Here is a 21,154-nt window from a genome sequence, read left to right as displayed (position 1 = left end):
GAAGACCACGTGGAAGGTCAGCAAATCGTCGACCGGGGCATGGGCGTAGCCGAGTTCCTTCGCGAAGGCATCGGAGGACTGGACCGCAAAGCGGGAGCCGTAGAGCGCGGTATAAAGCGCCACGTCGCCGCTCGTGACCGTGCGCGGGGTCGCGTGCCGGATCACCTGGCCGACATAAAAGTCCTCAAAGAAATTGCCCGCATTCGTCTTGGTCACCGGCTCACTCCCGCCTTCTGGTTTTCGTTGTGCCGATTAAGCCGTTTGCACCGCACAAGTGCAAGCCCGCCGTTTGGGGGAGGGAGACAGGCATTGGTCAATTGTGCTTATACTTCTGATTGTAGCGGATGAATTCGAAGCAGATGTTATGGCTGGCGAATTTTTGGGTCTTTTTGATTGTGCCGGTTTGGCTAGCTGGAACTGGTGGCACACCGTCTGCTCAGACGTTGCCGCGAAGTCTCTTGCTGAACAATTGGGGTGGATTGTCGGTCCACCTGCAGTGGCAGCCGGATTGGTAATTAGTATTGCGAAATACACGGGAAAAATCCTTCGAGGAGCCTATCGGAGCCAACAAATACGACTGTCAACGTCAATGTTCCTCACGCGGAAGCGGCGATAACGACTCCGGGGACGGTGATCGACCATCTTTCCAAGCTTGATCGGGAGGAGTTTCAACGGACCTATTCAGCCGCTCTTGCTCTGCGCGGGGAGTCCGAAGACCAATTCTCAAAAGCTGCGGATCGGCTTGAAGACGCAGTTGAGGCTTTGGAAGAGGTGCCGGAAGAAGATGCCTCCGCGCAAACGATCCAGGATGCTTTGGAAGCATTGAGGCAAGGAAAACCATCTTTAGCCGAAGGCATTTTTCGTCAGATACAGAATGACCGGGCGCAAGAGGGGGAGAATGCGTTATTCGAGGCCTCCGAGGCTGCGCGCCATCGGGCAGCTTTGCTCTATCTGAACGATAAGGCGAAGGCTCTGATTGCATTACAGGAGGCTGTGCAGTTATGCCCGGAGAATATGGCAGCTCAGTATGATCTGGGTGATGTTGCAATAAGCGCTGGTAACCTTTCTGTGGCCTATGACGCCTTTAAAAATTTCGGCGATCTGGGAGCGAAGAAACAGTCCCAGCGAGAGATTATGATCGCCCACGCGCGGCTTGGCGACATCCTCGTTGCACAGGGGCAGCTTGGCGACGCCTTGGAGCGCTATGAGGCTGGTCTTGAGGTTGCCAAACGCCTTGCTGCTTCAGACGCCTCGAACAGTAGGCGGCAGCGAGACCTGTCGGTGAGTTTTGACAGGATCGGCGGCGTTCTTGTTGCGCAAGGCAAGCTTGGCGAAGCCCTGGAGCGCTATGAGGCCGGTCTTGCGGTTGCCGAACGTCTTGCCGGCTCGGATCCCTCGAACAGTGAGTGGCAGCGTGACCTGATTGTCTCCTGCGTCAAAGTTTCCGAAGCAGCTCCTGTGCGGGCCAAGTTCTTGCTTGAACGCGCCTTGGAGATTGCCGAAAGGCTTGAAACGGAAAGCCATCTGGCGCCCCGAGATGACTGGATGATAAAGGAATTGCATAGACGACTCGACGAACTGGAATGACGGCTGCCCGGCGAATTGTCAGGGTCCCGTATGTTCCGAGAAACGCACGGGACTCTGTCTTCTTTAGCGCGTGATGCTGACTAGCCGTTGACGTAATGCACCTTGTTGAAGGTCTTGCGCAGGGCGGCGGTTTTCGGGGCGAGGGCTTCCGGGGTGTCGCTGGTCAGAGCTTCGGCGAGAAGACCGGCGATTTCAGGGATGTCGTTGACGGTGACGCCCCAGCGAACCAGTTCCGGGGTGCCGATGCGCAGGCCGTTGAGATCGCCGTCGACCGGGGCGATGGGCAGGCCGATGCCGCAGGCGAGGAAGCCGGCCTTTGCGATCTTCCTTGCCGCCGTCTGGCCGCCGCCGAAGGAGGCTGCTTCCACGGCGAACTGGTGCGAGGTTGTGTAGCCGTGGGCGCCGGCAAAGACCGGAATGCCCCGCGAATCGAGTTCGGCAGCAAAGGCCCGGGCGGTGTCCTGCATGGCCCTGGCATAGGCTTTGCCATGGTCGCGCCAGTCGAGCATGGTCAGCGCCAGGGCTGCCGTCTTGCCAGCGTCGAAATTGGCGGTCATGCCGGGAAAGGCGATGGCGTCGAGCCGTTTGGCGAGATCGGCGTCATTGGTGACGATCAGGCCTCCGGCCGGGCCGCCGAGGCTCTTGTAGGTGCTCATGGTCATCAGGTCCGCACCGTGGTCGAGCGGGTTGGACCACGCGCCTCCGGCGATGATCCCGCACTGGTGGGCGGCGTCGAACAGGACGCGGGCGCCGACCTCGTCGGCAATGGTCCGGATTTCTTTCACCGGATGCTCGAACAGGTTCAGGCTGCCGCCGATGGTGATCAGTTTCGGGTGTTCTTTTTTCGCCAGTTCGCGCAGACCATCGAGGTCGACCGTGTAACCGTCCGCGTTGACCGGGGCGTCGTGGATCTGCAGTCCGTAGAGCCCGGCACATCCCGCCTCGTGGTGGGTGACATGGCCGCCGATGGAAGCGGGCGGGGCGATGATCGTGTCGCCGGGCTTACAGATCGCCATGAAGGCATAGAGGTTGGCGATGGCGCCGGAGGGAACGCGAAACTCGGCGTATTTCGCCTTGAAGATTTCCGCGGAGAGTTCGGCGGCCAGCACCTCGATTTCCTCGATTGCCTCCAGGCCGGTTTCGTATTTGTCGCCCGGATAACCGAGGGACGCGCGTGAGCCGAGCCCTGCGGACAGGGCGGCTTCCGCCTTGGGGTTCATCACGTTGGAGGCCGGGTTGAGGTTGAAACAGGCCTGTTCGTGAATGCGCCGGTTTTCCGCAATCAGCGCATCGACGCGCCCGGCCACAGCGGCCGACGGCTGTTCGGCATGTTTGGCGAGGGCCTGGACGTGGGTCTCGCAGGCGGCGGGAACCCAGGGGCGGGGGCTGAGCGCGGTCATTCGGGCAACTCCGGTTGTTGGTGGTCATAGGAAAGCAGCGTTTGCCGGTTGCCGCAAACCAGTTTTCCTGAATACTAGGCCTAGAAAAACTAGGGCTAAGACTATGCCGGTTGCTCCACCCCGTCCCAAGGGACCGCCGCTCAATGCCTTGCGCGCCTTCGAGGCCGCGGCCCGTCTCGGCAGTTTCACCGCCGCCGCCGACGAATTGTGCGTCACCGCGGGTGCGGTTGCCCAGCACATCAAGGCGTTGGAGGACTGGGCGGGTGCGAAACTGTTTGAGCGCCGGTCGCAAGGGGTCCGGCTGACGGCGGCCGGTGCCAGCGTCCTGCCCGATTTCACCGAGGCCTTCGACCGGCTTGGCGAGGCGACCCGGAAGCTGAAATCGAAGGCCGCGCCCCACCGGCTGAGCATCGCGGCCCTTCCAAGCATCGCCCAGCTCTGGCTGTCGCCGCGCCTGCCGGCCATTCGCCAGGCCCTGCCGGATGTCTCGATTTCGGTGACGGCCATGGAACAGCCGCCCAATCCGAAGCGGGAGCTGTTCGATCTCAGCCTGTTTTATCTGGACGACAGCGCGCGCGGCGACGGGATCGTGCTCGCAAGGGACGTGATCTTCCCGGTCGCAGCCCCGGAGATGGCCGCGCAGATCAAGGAGCCCGAAGACCTAGCCGGTTTCGCCTGCCTGGAGGACGTCACCTGGAGCGGCGACTGGCCGGTATGGCTGGGAACTGCCGGTGCAAAGGATCTTCCGATCTCGCGCGGCCCGGCGTTTTCCCTCTATGCGCTGGCAATCGAGGAGGCCCGCAACGGGGCCGGCGTGGTCATGGGGCACGAGGCCCTGATCCGCGCCGATCTGGACGCGGGCCGGCTTGTGGCGCCGCTTGAAACCCGAGCGGAAACCGGCCGCAGTCTGGTGTTGACCGTCTCGCCGGGCCAGAGCGGCAACCGCTACCTGGGCAGGGTGACAGCCCTTCTCACCGAAAGTGCGGGCTAAGCCGCTTTTTCGGCCCGAGTCGCGACGATGTTGACCACGTCGGCCATGATGTCGGTGAGCTGGAAGTCCTTCGGCGTATAAACGGCGGCAACGCCTCATGGCCTTCAGGCTGGCGGCGTCCTCGTCGGGAATGATGCCGCCGACGACGACCGGAATGTCGTCGACGCCCGAAGCGCGCAGCCGGTCCATGACATCGCGCACCAGCGCCAGATGGGAGCCCGACAGGATGGAGAGGCCGATGACGTGCACGTCCTCTTCAATCGCGGCGTTGACGATCTGGGCCGGGGTCAGGCGGATGCCCTCATAGACCACTTCCATACCGCAGTCGCGGGCACGCACGGCGATCTGTTCCGCACCGTTGGAATGGCCGTCGAGGCCGGGCTTGCCGACCAGGAACTTCAGCCGGCGGCCGAGTTTGGCCGAGAGCGCGTCGACGCCTTCACGCACGGACGCCAGATCGCCGGCATCGTCACGGGCCGACTGGCCGACGCCGGTGGGCGCGCGGTATTCGCCGAAGACCTCACGCAAAACGCGGCCCCACTCGCCGGTGGTGACGCCGGCCTTGGCGGCGGCAATCGACGGCTCCATGATGTTGCGGCCTTCGCTGGCGGCGGATTTTAGCTCGGCGAGGGCCGCATCGACGGCAGCCTGGTCGCGCGCCTCGCGCCAGGCCTTGATCTTGTCAATGGCCTCGTCCTCGACGTGCTCGGGCACGGTCAGGATGGCGCCGCCTTCGGTTCCTGCCAGCGGTGAGGGCTCGGTCTCGGTCCATTTGTTGACGCCGACGACGATCTGCTCGCCGGCCTCGATCGCCGCCAGACGCGCGGAATTGGATTCCACCAGCTTGCGCTTCATGTAGCTCGATTCCACGGCGGCAATCGCCCCGCCCATGTCGTCGATCCGGGCAAGTTCTTCGCGGGCCTCTTCCTTGAGCGCCTCGACCTTTTTCGTGATCTCGGTCGAGCCGTCGAAGATGTCGGCATAGTCCAGAAGGTCGGTCTCGTAGGCGACGATCTGCTGCATCCGGAGCGACCATTGCTGGTCGAAGGGGCGCGGCAGGCCGAGGGCTTCGTTCCAGGCCGGCAGCTGCACGGCGCGGGCGCGGGCGTTCTTCGACAGCACCACGGCGAGCATTTCCAGAAGGATGCGGTAGACGTTGTTTTCCGGCTGCTGCTCGGTCAGGCCAAGCGAGTTGACCTGAACGCCATAGCGGAAGCGGCGGTATTTCTCGTCCTCGACGCCGTAGCGGTCGCGGCAGATCTCGTCCCACAGTTCGGTGAAGGCGCGCATCTTGCACATTTCAGTGACGAAGCGCATGCCCGCGTTGACGAAGAAGGAAATCCGGCCGACGGCCTGGGGGAATTCTTCGTCCGGAATGGCGCCGGAGGCCTTCATGCTGTCGAGAATGGCGACCGCCGTGGCCAGCGCGAAGGAGAGTTCCTGGACCGGCGTCGCGCCTGCTTCCTGCAGATGGTAGGAGCAGACGTTCATCGGGTTCCACTTGGGCATGTTGGAATAGGTCCAGGCGATCACGTCCGTGGTCAGTTTCAGGGACGGGGCCGGCGGAAACACATAGGTGCCGCGGGAGAGATATTCCTTGATGATGTCGTTCTGGGTCGTGCCGGCGAGGAGCTTGCGGTCCGCGCCCTGCTCGTCGGCGGCGGCCGCATAAAGCGCCAGCAGCCACGGAGCGGTCGCGTTGATCGTCATGGAGGTGTTCATGCGTTCCAGCGGGATCTCGTGGAACAGGGCGCGCATGTCGCCGAGATTTGCGATCGGCACGCCGACCTTGCCGACCTCGCCCTTCGCCAGCAGGTCGTCCGGGTCATAGCCGGTCTGGGTCGGCAGGTCGAAGGCGACGGAAAGGCCGGTCTGGCCCTTGGCCAGGTTGGACCGGTAGAGCTTGTTGGATTCCGAGGCCGTGGAATGGCCTGCATAGGTGCGGAAAATCCACGGGCGGTCGCGGCCTTTTTCGGACGTGCTCATCTTTTATCTCCCAAGGGGCCTCAAATTCGGCTCGTTTCCGCCGTTTGATGCCCCGTCATAGCTCTGGTTTTCTTTTTATGAAACCATGCCGTTTTCTGCGGGGGCTGAAAAGCCCTTTTATATGCAATGCAAAAAGCAGCTTGGAACCAAAGGCAAGTTAAGCAATAGTCGTATAGAAATCGGCGATTTTAAGCAGGATAGTTGCGCAAACAGGGGCTTTGGGCCCTGAACGCCTTTTGCATTGCGATAGTCAGAGCCAGAATTCGCAAGCAGGGACGGAACCGGAGGAGATAAGAATGACGTCAACGGCACAAGCCAATGACAACCAGACGCCAGAGGCTGAACTCGTGACGGCACCTGTTAAAGATCTGTACGAATTGGGTGAAATCCCGCCGCTCGGCCATGTGCCGAAGCAGATGTATGCCTGGGCGATCCGGCGCGAGCGCCATGGTCCGCCCGAAGAGGCGATGCAGCTCGAAGTGCTGCCGACCTGGGAAATCGGCGACGACGAGGTGCTGGTGCTCGTGATGGCCGCCGGTGTCAACTACAACGGCATCTGGGCCGGTCTCGGAGAGCCGATCTCCGTCTTCGACGTGCACAGCGTGCCCTATCACATCGCCGGGTCCGATGCCTCGGGCATCGTCTGGCAGGTCGGGTCGAAGGTGAAGCGCTGGAAAGTGGGCGACGAGGTCGTCATCCACTGTAACCAGGACGACGGCGACGACGAGGAGTGCAACGGCGGTGATCCGATGTTCTCGTCTTCCCAGCGGATCTGGGGATATGAGACCCCGGACGGTTCCTTTGCCCAGTATGCCCGTGTCCAGGCGCGCCAGCTGATGCCGCGGCCGCAGCACCTGACCTGGGAAGAATCCGCCTGCTACACGCTGACCCTGGCGACCGCCTACCGCATGCTGTTCGGCCACCGTCCGCACATCCTGCGTCCGGGTGACAACGTCCTGGTCTGGGGCGCATCGGGCGGGCTCGGCGTCTTCGCCACCCAGCTTTGCGCGGCGGCCGGGGCCAATGCCATCGGGGTGATTTCCGAGGAGGACAAGCGCGACTTCGTCATGGGGCTCGGGGCCAAGGGCGTGATCAACCGCAAGGACTTCAAGTGCTGGGGTCAGCTGCCGAAGGTCAATTCGGAAGAATACAAGGCCTGGTTCAACGAGGTGCGCAAGTTCGGCAAGGCGATCTGGGACATCACCGGCAAGGGCGTCAACGTCGACATGGTGTTCGAGCACCCTGGCGAGGCGACCTTCCCGGTCTCCACCTTCGTGGCCAAGCGCGGCGGCATGATCGTGTTCTGCGCCGGCACGACCGGCTTCAACATCACCTTCGATGCCCGCTACGTGTGGATGCATCAGAAGCGTGTCCAGGGCTCGCACTTCGCCCATCTGAAGCAGGCGTCGGCCGCCAACAAGCTGATGATCGAGCGGCGGATCGACCCGTGCATGAGCGAGGTCTTCCCGTGGTCGCAGATCCCCAAGGCCCATACCAAGATGTGGAAGAACGAGCATGCGCCGGGCAACATGGCGGTGCTGGTGAACGCGCCGACCACAGGCCTGCGCACCTTCGAGGACGTGCTCGACGCGGCCAAGAGCTGAGGCCTTTATAAGCTCGCTTTTTTAGCTCCCAGGGGCTCAAGCCCAGCTTGAGCCGCCCGGGCCTGTCTCCCGCGGCAGGCCACACGAACCAGCCCGCCTTGGCGGGCTGGTTTCGTTTTGGGTGGTGGTCGACCGACTTGCTCCAGGCGTCATCCCCGACTTGATGTACAGACCGGGGACATGGCTGACAGGTGTTCGGGGACATGGTTGACACATTTATATCGCGTTGAGGTCGATTTGTGCGACCTTGTTGGCGCCGAAATAGATGCCGTATTTTCCCGGGTGAGAAGTTGGGCGAATAGCCAGGCTGTGTCCCCTGAATGCTTTCGGCACAGACCAGAGGCGTCCTTTGTAGCTGATTTGGGCCTTGGTTCTGGGAACCTTGCGGGTGATGGTGCTGTTTTCATAGATCATCTCCGGCAAGGTCTTTGACCAACTGCGCAGCGACGGACGGTAGCGGCTCGCGGGAACCTTGTCAGACAGGGCTTCATGCGGGCGATGATGGTTGTAAACCAGCCGCCAGCGGTCGAAGGCCTGCTGGAGCTGCTCCTGGCTACGGTAGCAGCGCAAGGCCAGCACCTCTTCGTTCAAGGTTCGGTTGAAGCGTTCATTCTTGCCCTTGGTTTGCGGATGGAATGGCCGGGCGTAGATCACATTCACGCCCAACCTGGCCAGCCAGACCCGTAACGGTGTCCAATGACTGTCCCGATAACTGGAACCCCAGGGGGCGCCATTGTCGACCAGAAATGCATCCGGCAGGCCATAGAGGCTAAAGCTGCGCTCCAGATGGGTCTGGACGGTATGTGTGCGCTGATCCGGACAAGCCGCCAGGCACACCGCGAAGCGGGAATGGTCGTCGACAACCGTTAGCGGATGGCACTCCTGTGCATTGCCCAGACGGACCCGACCCTTGAAGTCCATCTGCCACATACGGTTGGCCTCCTCTTCTTCAAAACGCTGCCAGTCTGTCCCGCTCCTGTCCCGGGGCCGGATACAATCATGGCGACGCAAGACCGCATGGATGGTCGATACCGCTGGAGTGTTGTCGTCGGTGCGTGAAAGCACCGCCGCGATCTTGCGCGCACCCCAAGCCGGATGGGCCGTGCGCACCGAAAGGATTGCTTCTTCCAACGCGGGGCAAAGCTGCTGCGGACTCGATCGCGGCCGGCGGCTGCGGTCCTCAAGCACATCTCCCGCTTCAAACCGGCGCAGCCACTTGTAGCCGGTCTGAGGGCTGATCCCGAACCGGCGGCAAAGCTCACGCCGGTTCACGCCTTCAAGCCTCGCGAGCCGGACGAACTCTTCTCGCTGTTCCATGATCGACATCTCCTGCCACGGCATGCCCGCCTCCTTCGACGTAAGTCATGCCAAATGTGTCAACCATGTCCCCGAACACCTGTCAGCCATGTCCCCGGTTTAAACATCAAGTCGGGGGTCCAATCCACGCCGCCATCGCTTCGGACGACTGAAATAGGCACGAGCGAGCAAAATACGACGAGCCGAAACCGCGCTGCTCTGGAAGTTAATGGATCCCCGATCAAGTCGGGGATGACCGTCTTTGCAAGGGGCAGAGTGATGCCACCCCTGATTCCACACAGCTCTGTTTGGGACCAGAGCCGTCTAGGACGCCGTTGCCCGTACCGCACGGGGATCGGCTTCGTCAGGCGCGCGCGCTTCGATGGCGAGCGCGTGCACGCCGGCGGCGAGTTCGTCGGCCAGCAGCTCGTTGATCTTGCGATGCCGGTTGACCCGGCTCAGGCCGGAAAAGGCAGGCGAGACGATCCGCACCCGGAAATGGCTTTCGCCACCGGCACTCCAGCCGCCGTGCCCGGCGTGCTTGTCCGATTCGTCGATGACGTCCAGCGTTTGCGGAGCCAGCGCCTGTGTCAGTTTGGCAATGATGCTGTCCCTGGTGCTCATGCTATCGTTTTCCTCTCTCGCGGCTCACGCTCACAGTCCTGAAACCCTTCATATCGTCAAGAATGTAAATGTGCATGAGTGATATCAGTCTCAAGGAACATTGGAACCACGCCTGGGAAAAACAGGATGACACTGCGGTCAGCTGGTTTCAGGAAAAACCGGAACCGTCGCTGTCGCTTGTCGAACGCTATGCGCCCGACCGGACGTCCGCCTTCGTCGATATCGGAGGTGGGGCTTCCCGTCTGGTCGACGCGCTGCTGGAGCGAGGGTTTTCAGATCTCACCGTCCTCGATCTTTCCGGATCTTCCCTTGAGATTGCCCGGCAGCGCCTTGGCGAACGGGCGAGCGGCGTCACCTGGATCGAAAGCGACGTTCTGGACTGGAAACCGGACCGCCGGTTCGGCATCTGGCACGACCGGGCCGCCTTTCACTTTCTGACCACTCCCGAAGACCAGCAGCGCTACAAGGACCTTCTGGACAGCGCACTGCAGCCCGGCGGGATCCTGATCCTCGGCACCTTCGCCCCGGACGGACCGGAAAAATGCTCCGGACTGCCCGTTTGCCGGCACGATGCTGCGACGATCTCACGCGTGCTCGGGGACGGCTACGAACTTGTGGAGACCCTCGCCCATGACCATGTAACGCCAGCGGGACGCACCCAGCATTTCAGCTACAGCGTATTTCGCCGAAGCTGACATTCATGCTACTGTCTCCGGCTGCCACATCCTGTCACTCCAAACCTGACTATTAAAACTGTCGGGACAGCCGTTCAAACCGACTTGTCCCGAAGCGCCCTGCGGACGATATTGACGCTCATGAAACTGGACTCAAAGATATTCGACAGCATCCGGGTCAAGCCTGACAAGGAACGTCTGGAGGAAGATCGCCACCCGGTCTGCGAACATCCGGGCTGCAAGCGGCCGGGCGTCCATCGCGCGCCCAAGGGCCGGAACATGGAAGGCCAGTATTACCGGTTCTGCGTGGACCACGTCCGGGAATACAACAAGTCCTACAATTATTTTTCCGGCATGCAGGACGACGACGTCCGCAGCTATCAGAAGGACTCCATGACCGGGCATCGGCCCACATGGAAAATGGGCGTCAACCGGCAGGCGGCGGACGGGCCGGACGGCTATGATCCGCGCTCCAACATGCGCGCGCATGCCAACCGCCGCTCCGCCGATGCGAAGCGTCCGCGGCAAAGAAAACTTCTGGCGCTTGAAAAACGCTCCCTGGATGTGCTGAATCTCCCTGAATCGGCACGTGGCGATGAGATCAAGGCGCGCTATAAGGAACTTGTGAAATTAAACCATCCGGATGCCAATGGCGGTGATCGTTCCTCCGAGGACCGCCTGCGGGAAATCATTCAGGCCTATAACGTCCTGAAGAAAGCCGGTTTCTGTTAGTCTGCATTTTCTGCAGGCTTCTTCCAACAAGAACGCCGCCCGGCTTTATGCCGGGGCAGCGGAGGACCGATGACTGAGACGACGAACGCGGCTGCAAGCATGCCGGATACCGAAATTTCCGTGGAAGAGGTCTTTGGCTTCAAGACCGACCTGAGAGTACCGGCCTTTTCGACCGCGAGCGAACACGTTCCGGACCGGGACGAGGACTATCTGTTCGACCGCGCGACCACCCTCGCCATTCTGGCCGGCTTCGCGCACAACCGCCGCGTCATGGTCACCGGCTACCACGGCACCGGCAAGTCGACCCACATCGAACAGGTCGCCTCGCGCCTCAACTGGCCCTGTATCCGCGTCAATCTGGACAGCCACATTTCGCGTATCGACCTGGTCGGCAAGGACGCCATTGTCCTCAAGGACGGCCAGCAGGTCACCGAGTTCAAGGACGGCATCCTGCCCTGGGCCTACCAGCACAACGTCGCTCTCGTCTTCGACGAATACGACGCAGGCCGCCCGGACGTGATGTTCGTGATCCAGCGTATCCTGGAATCCTCCGGCCGCCTGACCCTGCTCGACCAGAGCCGCGTGATCCGGCCTCACCCGGCCTTCCGCCTGTTCGCCACCGCCAACACGGTCGGCCTCGGCGACACCTCCGGCCTCTATCACGGCACGCAGCAGATCAACCAGGCGCAGATGGACCGCTGGTCGATCGTCACCACGCTGAACTATCTGCCCCATGACAACGAAGTCGACATCGTCCTGTCCAAGGCCAAGCACTACCAGAACCCGGAAGGCCGCGAGATCGTGTCGAAGATGGTCCGTCTGGCCGACATGACCCGGAACGCCTTCATCAACGGCGACCTGTCGACCGTCATGAGCCCGCGAACCGTCATCACCTGGGCGGAAAACGCGAATATCTTCGGCGACGTCGGTTTTGCCTTCCGCCTGACCTTCCTGAACAAGTGCGACGACATGGAACAGACCCTGGTGGCCGAGTTCTATCAGCGCTGCTTCGGCGAGGAACTGCCGGAATCCGCCGTCAATGTCGTAATGAGCTAAGCAAACATGGCAGGTCCCGGAGACAACAGCCGCCCCGGCAAGGGCAAACCGGTCGATACGGAACCGTTCAAGCGGGCCGTAACCGGAACCATGCGGGCAATCGCCGGCGAACCCGAGTTGGAAGTGGTGTTTTCCGGTGACCGGCCGGGCGTATCGTCCGCTGGCGCCCGTCTGCCGGAGCCGTCGCGCAAGCTCTCCCGGGAGGAAATCGCGATCACCCGGGGCATGAGCGATTCCATGGCCCTGAAGCTTGCCTGCCACGACCCTGCCGTTCATTCCAAAAACGCGCCGAGTGGGCCGGAAGCCCGTGCCCTGTTCGAGGCCGTGGAACAGGCCCGCTGCGACGCGGTCGGCTCCATGCGCATGCAAGGCGTTGCAGGCAACATCTCCGCGATGCTCGACGACCGCTTCCGCAAGGCCAATGCGCCGGAAGTTACCGGCCGGGAAGATGCACCCCTCCAGGACGCGCTCGCCATGATGGTGCGCGAACGCCTGACCGGCACGCCGCCGCCCGCAAGTGCGACCAAGCTGGTCGACATGTGGCGGGAGTGGATCGAGGACAAGGCCGGTCACGACCTGGACCGGCTGGTGCCCGAACTTGAGGACCAGGCCGGCTTCGCCAGTCATTTCCGGGACGTTCTCAAAGCCCTCGACATGGGCGACGAGATCGGCGATCAGGACGACAGTGAGAGCCAGGACGAAAACCAGGACGACGGCAACAACGACGAAGCCGAAACCGGCGGCGACACCGAGCAGGACACCGGCGAACAGGAAGCCTCTCCCCAGGAAATGGAGATGTCCGGCGAAGAGCAGGACGCCGGCGAGACCGAAGCCGCAGATGCCGAGTTCGAGGATTTCGCCGAAGACGACATGGCGGAAGACGCCGAAGAGGCTGGAGAGAGCGAGCGGCGTGACCTGCCCTTTTCCAACCGTCCTCCAACTTCCGACTACAAGGTCTTCACCACCCAGTTCGACGAAACCGTCACGGCCGAGGACCTCTGCGATATCGCCGAGCTGGACCGCCTGCGCGGCTTCCTGGACAAGCAGCTGACCCATTTGCAGGGCGCAGTCGCCCGGCTCGCCAACCGGCTGCAGCGAAAGCTCATGGCCCAGCAGAACCGGTCCTGGGATTTCGATCTGGAGGAAGGCCTGCTCGACACCGCCCGCCTGACCCGCGCGGTGACCGACCCCATGGCCCCGCTCGCCTTCAAGCAGGAGCGGGACACCAATTTCCGCGACACGGTCGTCACCCTGCTTCTGGACAATTCCGGCTCTATGCGCGGACGTCCGATCACGGTCGCCGCGACCTGTGCCGACATTCTGGCGCGCACGCTGGAGCGTTGCGGCGTCAAGGTGGAAATCCTCGGGTTCACCACCAAGGCCTGGAAGGGCGGTCAGTCCCGCGAAGCCTGGATCGGCGCCGGCAAGCCGGCCACCCCCGGACGCCTCAACGATCTGCGCCACATCATCTACAAGTCCGCGGACGCGCCCTGGCGCCGCTCTCGCCGGAACCTTGGACTGATGATGCGCGAAGGCCTCCTGAAGGAAAATATCGACGGCGAAGCCCTGACCTGGGCGCACGAACGTCTCCTGGCCCGGCCGGAACAGCGGCGCATCCTGATGATGATCTCCGACGGTGCGCCGGTCGACGACTGCACCCTGTCGGTCAATCCGGGCAACTATCTGGAACGGCACCTGCGTCACGTGATCGAGGAAATCGAGACGAGGTCGCCGGTGGAACTGATTGCCATCGGCATCGGCCACGACGTCACCCGTTACTACCGCCGGGCGGTCACCATCGTCGATGCGGAAGAACTCGCCGGCGCCATGACCGACCAGCTCGCCAATCTTTTCGATGACGAAGTCCAGATGGCGGCACCTGTCCGCGGACGTCGCAAACGGGCGGGAAGTCGCAAATAATGAAGCGCCGCGGCGGATACGGCAGTCTGCTTGCCGCCGCTTTCGTCCTTGCACTCCCGTTCGCTGACGCGGACCCTGCCCGTGCGCTCGACCTGCTCAGCGACAGCACCCCGGCCAAGGTAACGGTCCGGCAGATCGACCAGTTCAAGATCGGCCGCTCGGATACGCAATTCGGCGCGCTGACCTATCTGGGAGGCTTGGAGCTCATTTCTCCGGATCGGAACGTCGGCGGGCTGTCCGGCCTGATCAGCCTGGACGACGGAGGGCAGATCCTGGCGGTCACCGACAACGGCCTGTGGTTTTCGGCAACCGTTGACCAGACCCCGGACGGTAAGCCTGTCGGCATCTCGCATGCCCGTTATTCAGAGATGCGCGACAAGACCGGCCGGGCCCTGCGAAAGGGCAGCGGCAGCGACACCGAGGCGCTGACCATCGACGGCGATACCGTTCTGGTCTCCGCGGAACGGGTCAACACCATCTACCGCTTTCCCTGGCCCCTGAAGACGGGCAATGAACGCCTGATCGGCGAACTCGCCCTCCCAGCCGAAATTCGCTCCTTAAGGGGAACCAAGGGGATGGAAACCCTTGCCCTGGCTCCATCCGGCTCGCCGATCGCCGGAACCTTGATTGCCATTGCAGAGCGGGGAAAGACCGGGGACGACGACCTGCCCGGATTTCTGATCACCGAGAACAAGGTGGAGCATTTCACCGTGGTGCGCTCCGACCGGTATGATGCGACCGACGGCGCCTTCCTGCCCGATGGGACCCTGCTCCTGCTGGAACGCCGCTTCAATCTCCGCGATCTCGTCGGCATGCGCCTCCGGCGATTTGCGGCCGACAGCATCCGCCCCGGCGCGAACCTGAAAGGCGACGTGCTGATGGAAGCCGACTACGGCAACCAGATCGACAACATGGAAGGCCTCGGCATCCACCAGGATGCCAGCGGCCGCACCATCCTCACGCTGATTTCGGACAACAATCGATCCATCCTGCAGCGGACGCTTTTGCTCAGGTTCGTGCTTGGCGACGGATAACAGGACTGAAATGCCTCGGGGGTGATCATGGACGCAGTGAATTATCCGCTAATCCTCGGGGCCGCGCTTGTCGCCATCCCGAGCCCCGGCCCTGCAACGCTTGCCATCGCCGGAGCCTCCATGGCCTCCGGACGCCGGATCGGCATGGCGCTCGGCTCCGGTGTCCTGTGCGGGTCGCTCACCTGGTCGATCTCCGCCGCTTTCGGACTGAGCGCAATCATGCTCGCCCACGCCTGGATGTTCGAAGCCGTCCGCTACGCGGGCGCGGCCTATCTCATTTACCTGTCGATTGTCTCGGCACAGTCGGCCTGTTTCGGCCAGGGCAGGAAGGCGAGCCCAGTGGAAATCGGCTCCATGGGTGCTGCGTTCCGCAAGGGACTGGCCATTCATCTGACCAATCCCAAGGCGATCCTGTTTTTCGGATCGCTCTACTCGATCGGCGTTCCCTCAGGCGCGACGGCCGGGGACCTCGTCTCCATCATCGCCGCGGTCGGCTCGCTCAGCGCTCTCATTTTCATCGGCTACGGCTGGCTGTTTTCGATTGCCCCCGTCCGGCAGGCCTATTTGCGGCTTCACCGCTGGTTCAGCGGCCTGTTCGCCATCGCATTCGGAGCGATCGGTTTCAAACTGCTGACAACGCGGATCGTTTAGAACACTGCCGCATCCAAAAGAAAAAGGCGCCCGCATCAGGCGCCTTTTTGAATTGTGCTTACAGCGAGCCGATATCAGGCAGCCGCACCTTTCGGCATCGGCACCAGCAGGCCAAGCAGGATGCGATAGGGTGCGAGCAGGAAGACGGCGACGAGGATCTTCACCGAGAAATCTCCGATCGCCCAGGAAATCCAGCGCGGCACTTCCGCTGCAAATACGCCAAGAAGCGGCGCTGTCTCGACTGCGAACGCATCGTAATAGCCGAGCAGGACCGCGAGGACGCCCGAGAACGCGATGGAGAAGAACAGGACCGTATCGATCACCGAGCCGATCAGGGAGGAGGCAAACGGTGCTTTCCACCAGCTAAGCCGGCGCAGGCGGTTGAAAACGGTCACATCAAGCAGCTGCGCTACAAGGAAGGCCGCACCGGATGCGGCCGCGATACGCGGCGTCGACAGCAGGATCGACAGCGCGACAGCCAGGACAAAACCGACCATCACCACAAGACGGGCCGGATTCGGTCCGAATTTGCGGTTGGTCAGGTCTGTGACCAGAAATGCGGCAGGATAGGTGAATGCACCCCAGGTGAGCAGATCGGCCAGGTTGATGGCGCCGAGATGGCCCCGGACCGGAAACTGGACCAGGTAATTGGACGCAACAACGACCACAGCCATCGCGGCGACCGCGATGGCGAATTGGCCCACGGAGAAACTCCGGGTAACAGTCATTTCAGATCCCCGAAAGGGTTCAGGCGGCAGCTTCAGCCTGCTGGCGCTTGATGCTGACCTTGATCTGGCGGGCCTTGTCCGACAGGTTATCGTCGGAAGCCTTCAGCAGGTAAGCGTCGAGACCGCCCTGATGTTCGACCGAACGCAGAGCATGCGCGCTGATGCGCAGCTTGAAGGTCTCGCCGAGCGCATCGCTCAGCAGGGAGACGTTGCACAGGTTCGGCAGGAACCGGCGACGGCTCTTGTTGTTGGCGTGCGAGACGTTGTTGCCCGTCATCACGTCCTTGCCGGAGAGTTCGCAGCGGCGTGCCATGATATCACCTTTTGTCTTCGGGCCGGGTTTGAATGGCCCAGCAGTTACGACCGGAATGGAGCGGACCACTGGCCCGGCTGCGGCATTTCCGGCATTTTTCGGAAAAAAGTTGCCCCGCTATAAAGGGCGCGCGCGCCATCGTCAAGACATCTGCGCGCTCAGGCTGAATTTCTCGCGCCGGCAAGGTGTTTCCCGTGATCGCGGGGCCACATCACTGCGCCGACCACGGCCCCGTCAACCTTTCTGCATTTTTCGATGGCTCTTCTGTGTTATGTTAACCATAGAGTTACCATGACAGCGAACAATTACGCCATTGGTATTCAGGATTGCGGAAGAGGGTCCGACAATCTTTCCATACGCAATGGGTCAGGCGCGGGGGCGCAGCAACTCTGCCCGAGAACGGGCAGTGTGGAGGTTTGAAGTGTCAGGTCTTAAGTCAATCGGACGGTTTCTGGCTGTGCCAGTTCTGGCCACCGCCCTTTGGACGGCCCCGGCGGCAGCACAGAAAAGCAGTGTCGGCGGCCTGTATAATATCACCATAGCCGGCCTGACGATCGGGCGCGGCAGCCTTGCGCTTGTCCTGCAGGGCAACGCCTATTCGGCCAAGGTCGGCGTGGAACCGGCCGGTGTCGGTACCTTGTTCAGCACCGGCAAGGGCGGTGCGCAGGCGTCCGGCTGGCTTCTGGGCAACAAGGTCGTTCCGTCGAAATACGAGATGGCGTCTCACGCGGCGAACCGGGATTTCTACGTCGCCCTCGGCCAGGGCTCCGGACACATCCGCTCCATGGACGTGACCCCCCAGTTCAAGCCGAACAAGGAACGGATCAAGGTCACGGCCAAGCATCGCAACAACGCGATGGATCCCTTGAGCGCGGCCCTGATGCCCGTCCCGGCCCGGGACGACCTGATCGGCCCGGAAGCCTGCAAGCGGAAACTGCCGATTTTCGACGGCTGGACCCGTTTCGACATCAAGATGAGCTACAAGGGCACGAAAAACGTGTCCGGCCGCGGCTACGACGGCCCCGTTGTCGTTTGCACGGCGAAATGGATTCCGGTGGCCGGCCATCGCCCGTCCAAGGACTCGGTGAAATACATGGCCCAGGCGGGAATGGAAGCCTGGCTGGCGCCTCTTGGCGGCAATGTCCTGATCCCCTACCGCATCTCCATCGACACCAAGACCGGCCGGCTGGTGGTGCAGGCTTCCCAGCTCAACATCAAATCCGGAGCCGGAGACCAGGCCGCCAGATAGGCTCCTGCTCACACGGCGAGCGATCCCGTGTCCGGCGGCATTCCTTGTCGCCATCGGACCACGCCGCTCTTGCGCCCGGTTCCGTCTCTTGATAGAGCCCATGGCAAGCGTTACGCAAACAACCATCCCCGCCATTCGGGATAGACGCCCCTCCTCATTGATCAGGCTGTGGCGCGTTTCAGGTGTGAGAGTAGATGCACAGCTATCTGGAATTCGAAAAACCCGTCGCCGACATTGAAGGCAAGATCCAGGAACTGCGGGCACTGGCCGCAGGCGGAGAAGCCGTCAATGTGGAAGACGAGATCAAGCGCCTGAAGGGCAAATCCTCGCAAACCCTGCAGGATCTTTATTCCAAACTGACCCCCTGGCAGAAAACGCTGGTCGCCCGCCATCCCGACCGGCCTCATGCCGCGGATTACGTTGCCGGGCTGATCGAGGATTTCACCCCGTTGGCCGGTGACCGGAACTTTGCCGAAGATCATGCGATCATCGCCGGTCTCGGCCGCTTTCGCGGACAGTCCGTTGCTATTCTCGCCCAGGAAAAAGGCTCCGATACCCAGTCGCGCCTGAAGCACAATTTCGGCATGGCCCGTCCCGAAGGCTATCGCAAGGCCGTCCGGATCATGGATATGGCCGAGCGTTTCGGCCTGCCGGTGATTTCGCTTGTCGACACGGCCGGCGCCTATCCGGGGATCGGCGCGGAAGAACGCGGCCAGGCCGAGGCCATCGCCCGCTCGACCGACAAGGGTCTGGGGCTCGGCTCGCCAACCGTGTCCGTCGTGATCGGCGAAGGCGGATCGGGCGGAGCGATTGCCATCGCGACGTCCAACAAGGTTCTGATGCTCGAACACGCAATCTATTCGGTGATCTCTCCGGAAGGTGCTGCATCGATCCTCTGGCGTGACAGCGCGCGCGCTCAGGATGCCGCCACCAACATGAAGATCACGGCGCAGGACCTGCTGCAGCTCGGGGTGATCGACGGCATCGTCGAGGAACCGGTCGGCGGCGCACACCGGGCCCGCGAAACCGTGATCGACCGGACCGGATCGGCCATCGAGACCGCTCTTGCCGACCTTGCCGGAAAGAGTGCCGACGAGATCCGCAAGCACCGCCGCGAGAAATTTCTCGCGATCGGACGCACCCTTTCCTGACATCCACGCTTTTCGTGTCCGCCACAGGATTTTCGCCACGCCATTGAACCGGCGTGGCTCTGCCGTTGTTTGGCCAGAATTTCAAGGCATTGAACAACGTGCCTGACCTTCATACGTAACGTAGAGGCAGTCAGGCGTTGACGAAAACGTGCTGAACCGTAGTCTTCCACTGGAGGGACGGTTTTAGGTAACCTGCTGGCAACCATAATCTCATAGATTTTCGGGATGAGGCGCCGGTCGGGACGACGGAATTCCGCGCCAGCGGAAAAAGCCGCTCCGGTCGCGCGCACCACTGGTATGAAGCGTATTTAGGAAGATCACATGGCGGCATGGCGCCTTCCGACAGGACAGTATCCAACAATGCGTTTTCCGGACGTTGCCGGCCGTGCCCGGTCCATGGGCCGGATCGCGGGCCGAGTCGCGGGAATGGTTGTTGTTGCCGGGGCTCTCGCCGCCTGCCAGCCGGATGAACTCGGCTACGGCCCGAAGGCCCAGCGCCCGGTCAGCGCACCCGTCAAGCGCAAGATGACCGACCTCGACATGCCGTCGACATCGCCGATCATGATCCGGATCTTCAAGGAAGAGTCCACCCTTGAGGTCTGGAAGGAAAAACGCAACGGCCGTTTCGCGCTACTGGACACTTTCGAGATCTGCAAATGGTCCGGTAAGCTCGGCCCGAAATTCAAGGAAGGCGACCGTCAGGCGCCGGAAGGATTTTACGAAATCACCCCGGGCCTGATGAATCCGAATTCCAGCTACCACCTGGCCTTCAACCTCGGTTACCCCAACCAGTATGACCGCTCCTATGGCCGGACCGGCTCCAACCTGATGGTCCATGGCGCGTGCTCGTCGCGCGGCTGCTACGCCATGACCGACGCCCAGGTGCAGGACATCTACGCGCTCGCCCGCGACAGCTTCAAGGGCGGCCAGCGCTCTTTCCAGGTCCAGGCGTTTCCGTTCCGCATGACCCCGGACAACATGGCCAAGCACTACGACAGCGAGCACATGGACTTCTGGCGCATGTTGAAGGTCGGCTACGATCACTTCGAGCTCACCAAGGTACCGCCGAAAGTCTCGGTTTGCGAAAAGAAATATGTTTTCGACGCCACCACATTGGTCGAAGGCGTCCCCTTCCGGGCAGCCGCGAAATGCCCGGCCTACGAGGTGCCGCCCCGGCTGCAGCAGCTGGTTCAGGAGAAGCAGCGCAAGGACGACGAGAAATACCAGCAGCTGGCCACGAGATACGAAGCGCGGGCCGAACGTAAAAAGCGCTGGGAGGAACGGCAGACCAAGTTCGCCGAGGCTATTGGCGGTGCTGCCGAAGCAAGCACGGACGCCACCTCTGAAAATCCGGAAACGGCTGCCACCGAGGCAACCGCTGCCGTTGCCGCTGAAGCCCAGCCGAAACGGCCCGGAGCCGCAGTCGAAACCCAGGCCGTAGCCTTGCAGCCGGAAAAGAAGGAAAGCCCGACAGCCGGTTTCTTCAAGCGCTGGCTGCCCTTCGGCTCCAAGTCGGAAGACACCGAGGGCACCGTCGGACCGATCGATACGGCCGCGACCCCCGCACCGAAGCCCTGATGATTGGGCTCGTCGGGACGTCTAGGCCCAGATCGCCATCCTGAGACCCTTGCCATCGCGCTGGAAGGCGTTCGGAAACGGCTCGGCGTGACCATCAGCGATCCGGCCTGCGATCAGGCAATTCGCCGCCGCGTCCAGAAGGTCGTCCCGGCCGCAACCGCGCGGCGGTACCTGATCGAGAAACGCCCGTTCAAAACCACGGGACACGAGTAGGTCCCGCCGCTGATCGAGGCCCGGTCCATTGGCGCGGCTCTTGATCTTCTTCGGCAGGTTCATTGCCGCACAATTGTTGAGCCGCCAAAAGGCGAGTTCCGGGTGAACCTCGTAGACCCGTGCTTCCAGCTCCGGCGTCATCAGACTGTCGATCTCGCGGATTTTCGGAAACAGGTAGAAGGCCTGCTTGGACACCTTCTTCGGCGGTTCCGATGTCGTCTGCGCAATCTCACAAGCCTGGGCGTAGTCCTCGGCATAGACTGCGGCGCGTGACGGAACGGCAAAGACCGAGGACTGCCGCTCGCCCAGATGCCGCCGCGCCGCCTTTTCCGGACCGCGACCACCGGGGCCGATCCGATCTGGAAGG

The 21,154-nt window shown here is 62.2% G+C and carries 17 protein-coding genes and 3 pseudogenes; 12 read left to right on the top strand and 8 right to left on the bottom strand.

Annotated elements, in window-relative coordinates:
• A pseudogene (locus tag ABIN98_RS03790) lies at positions 1–216 on the bottom strand (hypothetical protein); the annotation flags it as partial.
• A 414-nt stretch (positions 217–630) separates the two neighbouring features.
• On the opposite strand from ABIN98_RS03790, the gene ABIN98_RS03785 reads away from it, so the two are divergent.
• Complete coding sequence (locus ABIN98_RS03785) at positions 631–1,587, top strand: tetratricopeptide repeat protein (protein ID WP_346907536.1); 957 nt, start codon at positions 631–633, stop codon at positions 1,585–1,587.
• 80 nt (positions 1,588–1,667) lie between these two features.
• On the opposite strand, the gene glyA is transcribed toward ABIN98_RS03785, so the two are convergent.
• Positions 1,668–2,987 (bottom strand): aminotransferase class I/II-fold pyridoxal phosphate-dependent enzyme, encoded by a 1,320-nt coding sequence (glyA, locus tag ABIN98_RS03780; protein WP_346907535.1) that lies wholly within the window; start codon positions 2,985–2,987, stop codon positions 1,668–1,670.
• 103 nt (positions 2,988–3,090) lie between these two features.
• Between glyA and ABIN98_RS03775 the strand changes: the two genes are divergently transcribed.
• A complete protein-coding gene (locus ABIN98_RS03775) occupies positions 3,091–3,978 on the top strand; it encodes a LysR family transcriptional regulator (protein ID WP_346907533.1) in 888 nt (295 codons plus the stop codon).
• Here the strand turns inward: ABIN98_RS03775 and ABIN98_RS03770 are convergent.
• Positions 3,975–5,964: pseudogene (locus tag ABIN98_RS03770) on the bottom strand (methylmalonyl-CoA mutase family protein). The gene ABIN98_RS03775 and the pseudogene ABIN98_RS03770 sit on opposite strands and share 4 nt — an antisense overlap.
• A 296-nt stretch (positions 5,965–6,260) precedes the next feature.
• On the opposite strand from ABIN98_RS03770, the gene ccrA reads away from it, so the two are divergent.
• The gene (gene ccrA, locus ABIN98_RS03765) at positions 6,261–7,568 is read left to right on the top strand and encodes a crotonyl-CoA carboxylase/reductase (RefSeq protein ID WP_346907532.1); all 1,308 of its coding nucleotides are present in this window, start codon (positions 6,261–6,263) and stop codon (positions 7,566–7,568) included.
• Between the two features lie 149 nt (positions 7,569–7,717).
• Here ccrA and ABIN98_RS03760 read toward each other — a convergent pair.
• Together ABIN98_RS03760 and ABIN98_RS03755 are read right to left on the bottom strand one after the other, a co-directional pair.
• Positions 7,718–8,909: pseudogene (locus ABIN98_RS03760) on the bottom strand (IS481 family transposase).
• 279 nt (positions 8,910–9,188) lie between these two features.
• On the bottom strand, positions 9,189–9,488 hold the full coding sequence (locus tag ABIN98_RS03755; RefSeq protein ID WP_346907530.1) for a BolA family protein: 300 nt from the start codon (positions 9,486–9,488) through the stop codon (positions 9,189–9,191).
• A gap of 74 nt (positions 9,489–9,562) precedes the next feature.
• Between ABIN98_RS03755 and ABIN98_RS03750 the strand changes: the two genes are divergently transcribed.
• From ABIN98_RS03750 to ABIN98_RS03725, 6 genes are all read left to right on the top strand, one after another.
• Positions 9,563–10,183, top strand: coding sequence for a class I SAM-dependent methyltransferase (locus ABIN98_RS03750; RefSeq protein ID WP_346907528.1), 621 nt, complete (start codon positions 9,563–9,565; stop codon positions 10,181–10,183).
• Between the two features lie 120 nt (positions 10,184–10,303).
• A complete protein-coding gene (locus ABIN98_RS03745; protein WP_346907526.1) occupies positions 10,304–10,894 on the top strand; it encodes a DnaJ domain-containing protein in 591 nt (196 codons plus the stop codon).
• A gap of 69 nt (positions 10,895–10,963) precedes the next feature.
• Positions 10,964–11,950, top strand: a complete 987-nt coding sequence (gene cobS, locus ABIN98_RS03740; protein ID WP_346907525.1) for a cobaltochelatase subunit CobS — start codon at positions 10,964–10,966, stop codon at positions 11,948–11,950.
• A 6-nt stretch (positions 11,951–11,956) separates the two neighbouring features.
• Positions 11,957–13,870 (top strand): cobaltochelatase subunit CobT, encoded by a 1,914-nt coding sequence (gene cobT, locus ABIN98_RS03735; protein ID WP_346907523.1) that lies wholly within the window; start codon positions 11,957–11,959, stop codon positions 13,868–13,870.
• Positions 13,870–14,904, top strand: coding sequence for an esterase-like activity of phytase family protein (locus ABIN98_RS03730; RefSeq protein WP_346907521.1), 1,035 nt, complete (start codon positions 13,870–13,872; stop codon positions 14,902–14,904). The genes cobT and ABIN98_RS03730 overlap by 1 nt, the downstream gene beginning before the upstream one ends.
• A gap of 27 nt (positions 14,905–14,931) precedes the next feature.
• Positions 14,932–15,555 (top strand): LysE family transporter, encoded by a 624-nt coding sequence (locus ABIN98_RS03725; protein ID WP_346907520.1) that lies wholly within the window; start codon positions 14,932–14,934, stop codon positions 15,553–15,555.
• 74 nt (positions 15,556–15,629) lie between these two features.
• Here ABIN98_RS03725 and ABIN98_RS03720 read toward each other — a convergent pair whose 3' ends face one another.
• Together ABIN98_RS03720 and rpmB are read right to left on the bottom strand one after the other, a co-directional pair.
• Complete coding sequence (locus tag ABIN98_RS03720) at positions 15,630–16,283, bottom strand: queuosine precursor transporter (RefSeq protein WP_346907519.1); 654 nt, start codon at positions 16,281–16,283, stop codon at positions 15,630–15,632.
• Between the two features lie 19 nt (positions 16,284–16,302).
• Entirely contained in the window at positions 16,303–16,596 is a 294-nt protein-coding gene (gene rpmB / locus ABIN98_RS03715) for a 50S ribosomal protein L28 (RefSeq protein WP_346907517.1), read from the bottom strand.
• Between the two features lie 421 nt (positions 16,597–17,017).
• Between rpmB and ABIN98_RS03710 the strand changes: the two genes are divergently transcribed.
• The 3 genes from ABIN98_RS03710 to ABIN98_RS03700 all read left to right on the top strand — a co-directional run bounded on the left by ABIN98_RS03710 (position 17,018) and on the right by ABIN98_RS03700 (position 20,574).
• On the top strand, positions 17,018–17,845 hold the full coding sequence (locus ABIN98_RS03710; RefSeq protein ID WP_346907515.1) for a DUF3108 domain-containing protein: 828 nt from the start codon (positions 17,018–17,020) through the stop codon (positions 17,843–17,845).
• Between the two features lie 194 nt (positions 17,846–18,039).
• On the top strand, positions 18,040–18,996 hold the full coding sequence (locus tag ABIN98_RS03705) for an acetyl-CoA carboxylase carboxyltransferase subunit alpha (RefSeq protein ID WP_346907514.1): 957 nt from the start codon (positions 18,040–18,042) through the stop codon (positions 18,994–18,996).
• A gap of 360 nt (positions 18,997–19,356) precedes the next feature.
• Entirely contained in the window at positions 19,357–20,574 is a 1,218-nt protein-coding gene (locus ABIN98_RS03700) for a L,D-transpeptidase family protein (RefSeq protein WP_394701419.1), read from the top strand.
• 21 nt (positions 20,575–20,595) lie between these two features.
• Here the strand turns inward: ABIN98_RS03700 and ABIN98_RS03695 are convergent.
• The coding region (locus tag ABIN98_RS03695; protein ID WP_346907513.1) for a DUF429 domain-containing protein at positions 20,596–21,154 on the bottom strand (559 nt) is incomplete at its 5' end.

The organism is uncultured Roseibium sp. (assembly GCF_963675095.2).
GTDB lineage: Bacteria > Pseudomonadota > Alphaproteobacteria > Rhizobiales > Stappiaceae > Roseibium.
Note: the sequence above shows the minus strand (reverse complement) of the source record. Positions and strands in the feature narration are given on the sequence as shown.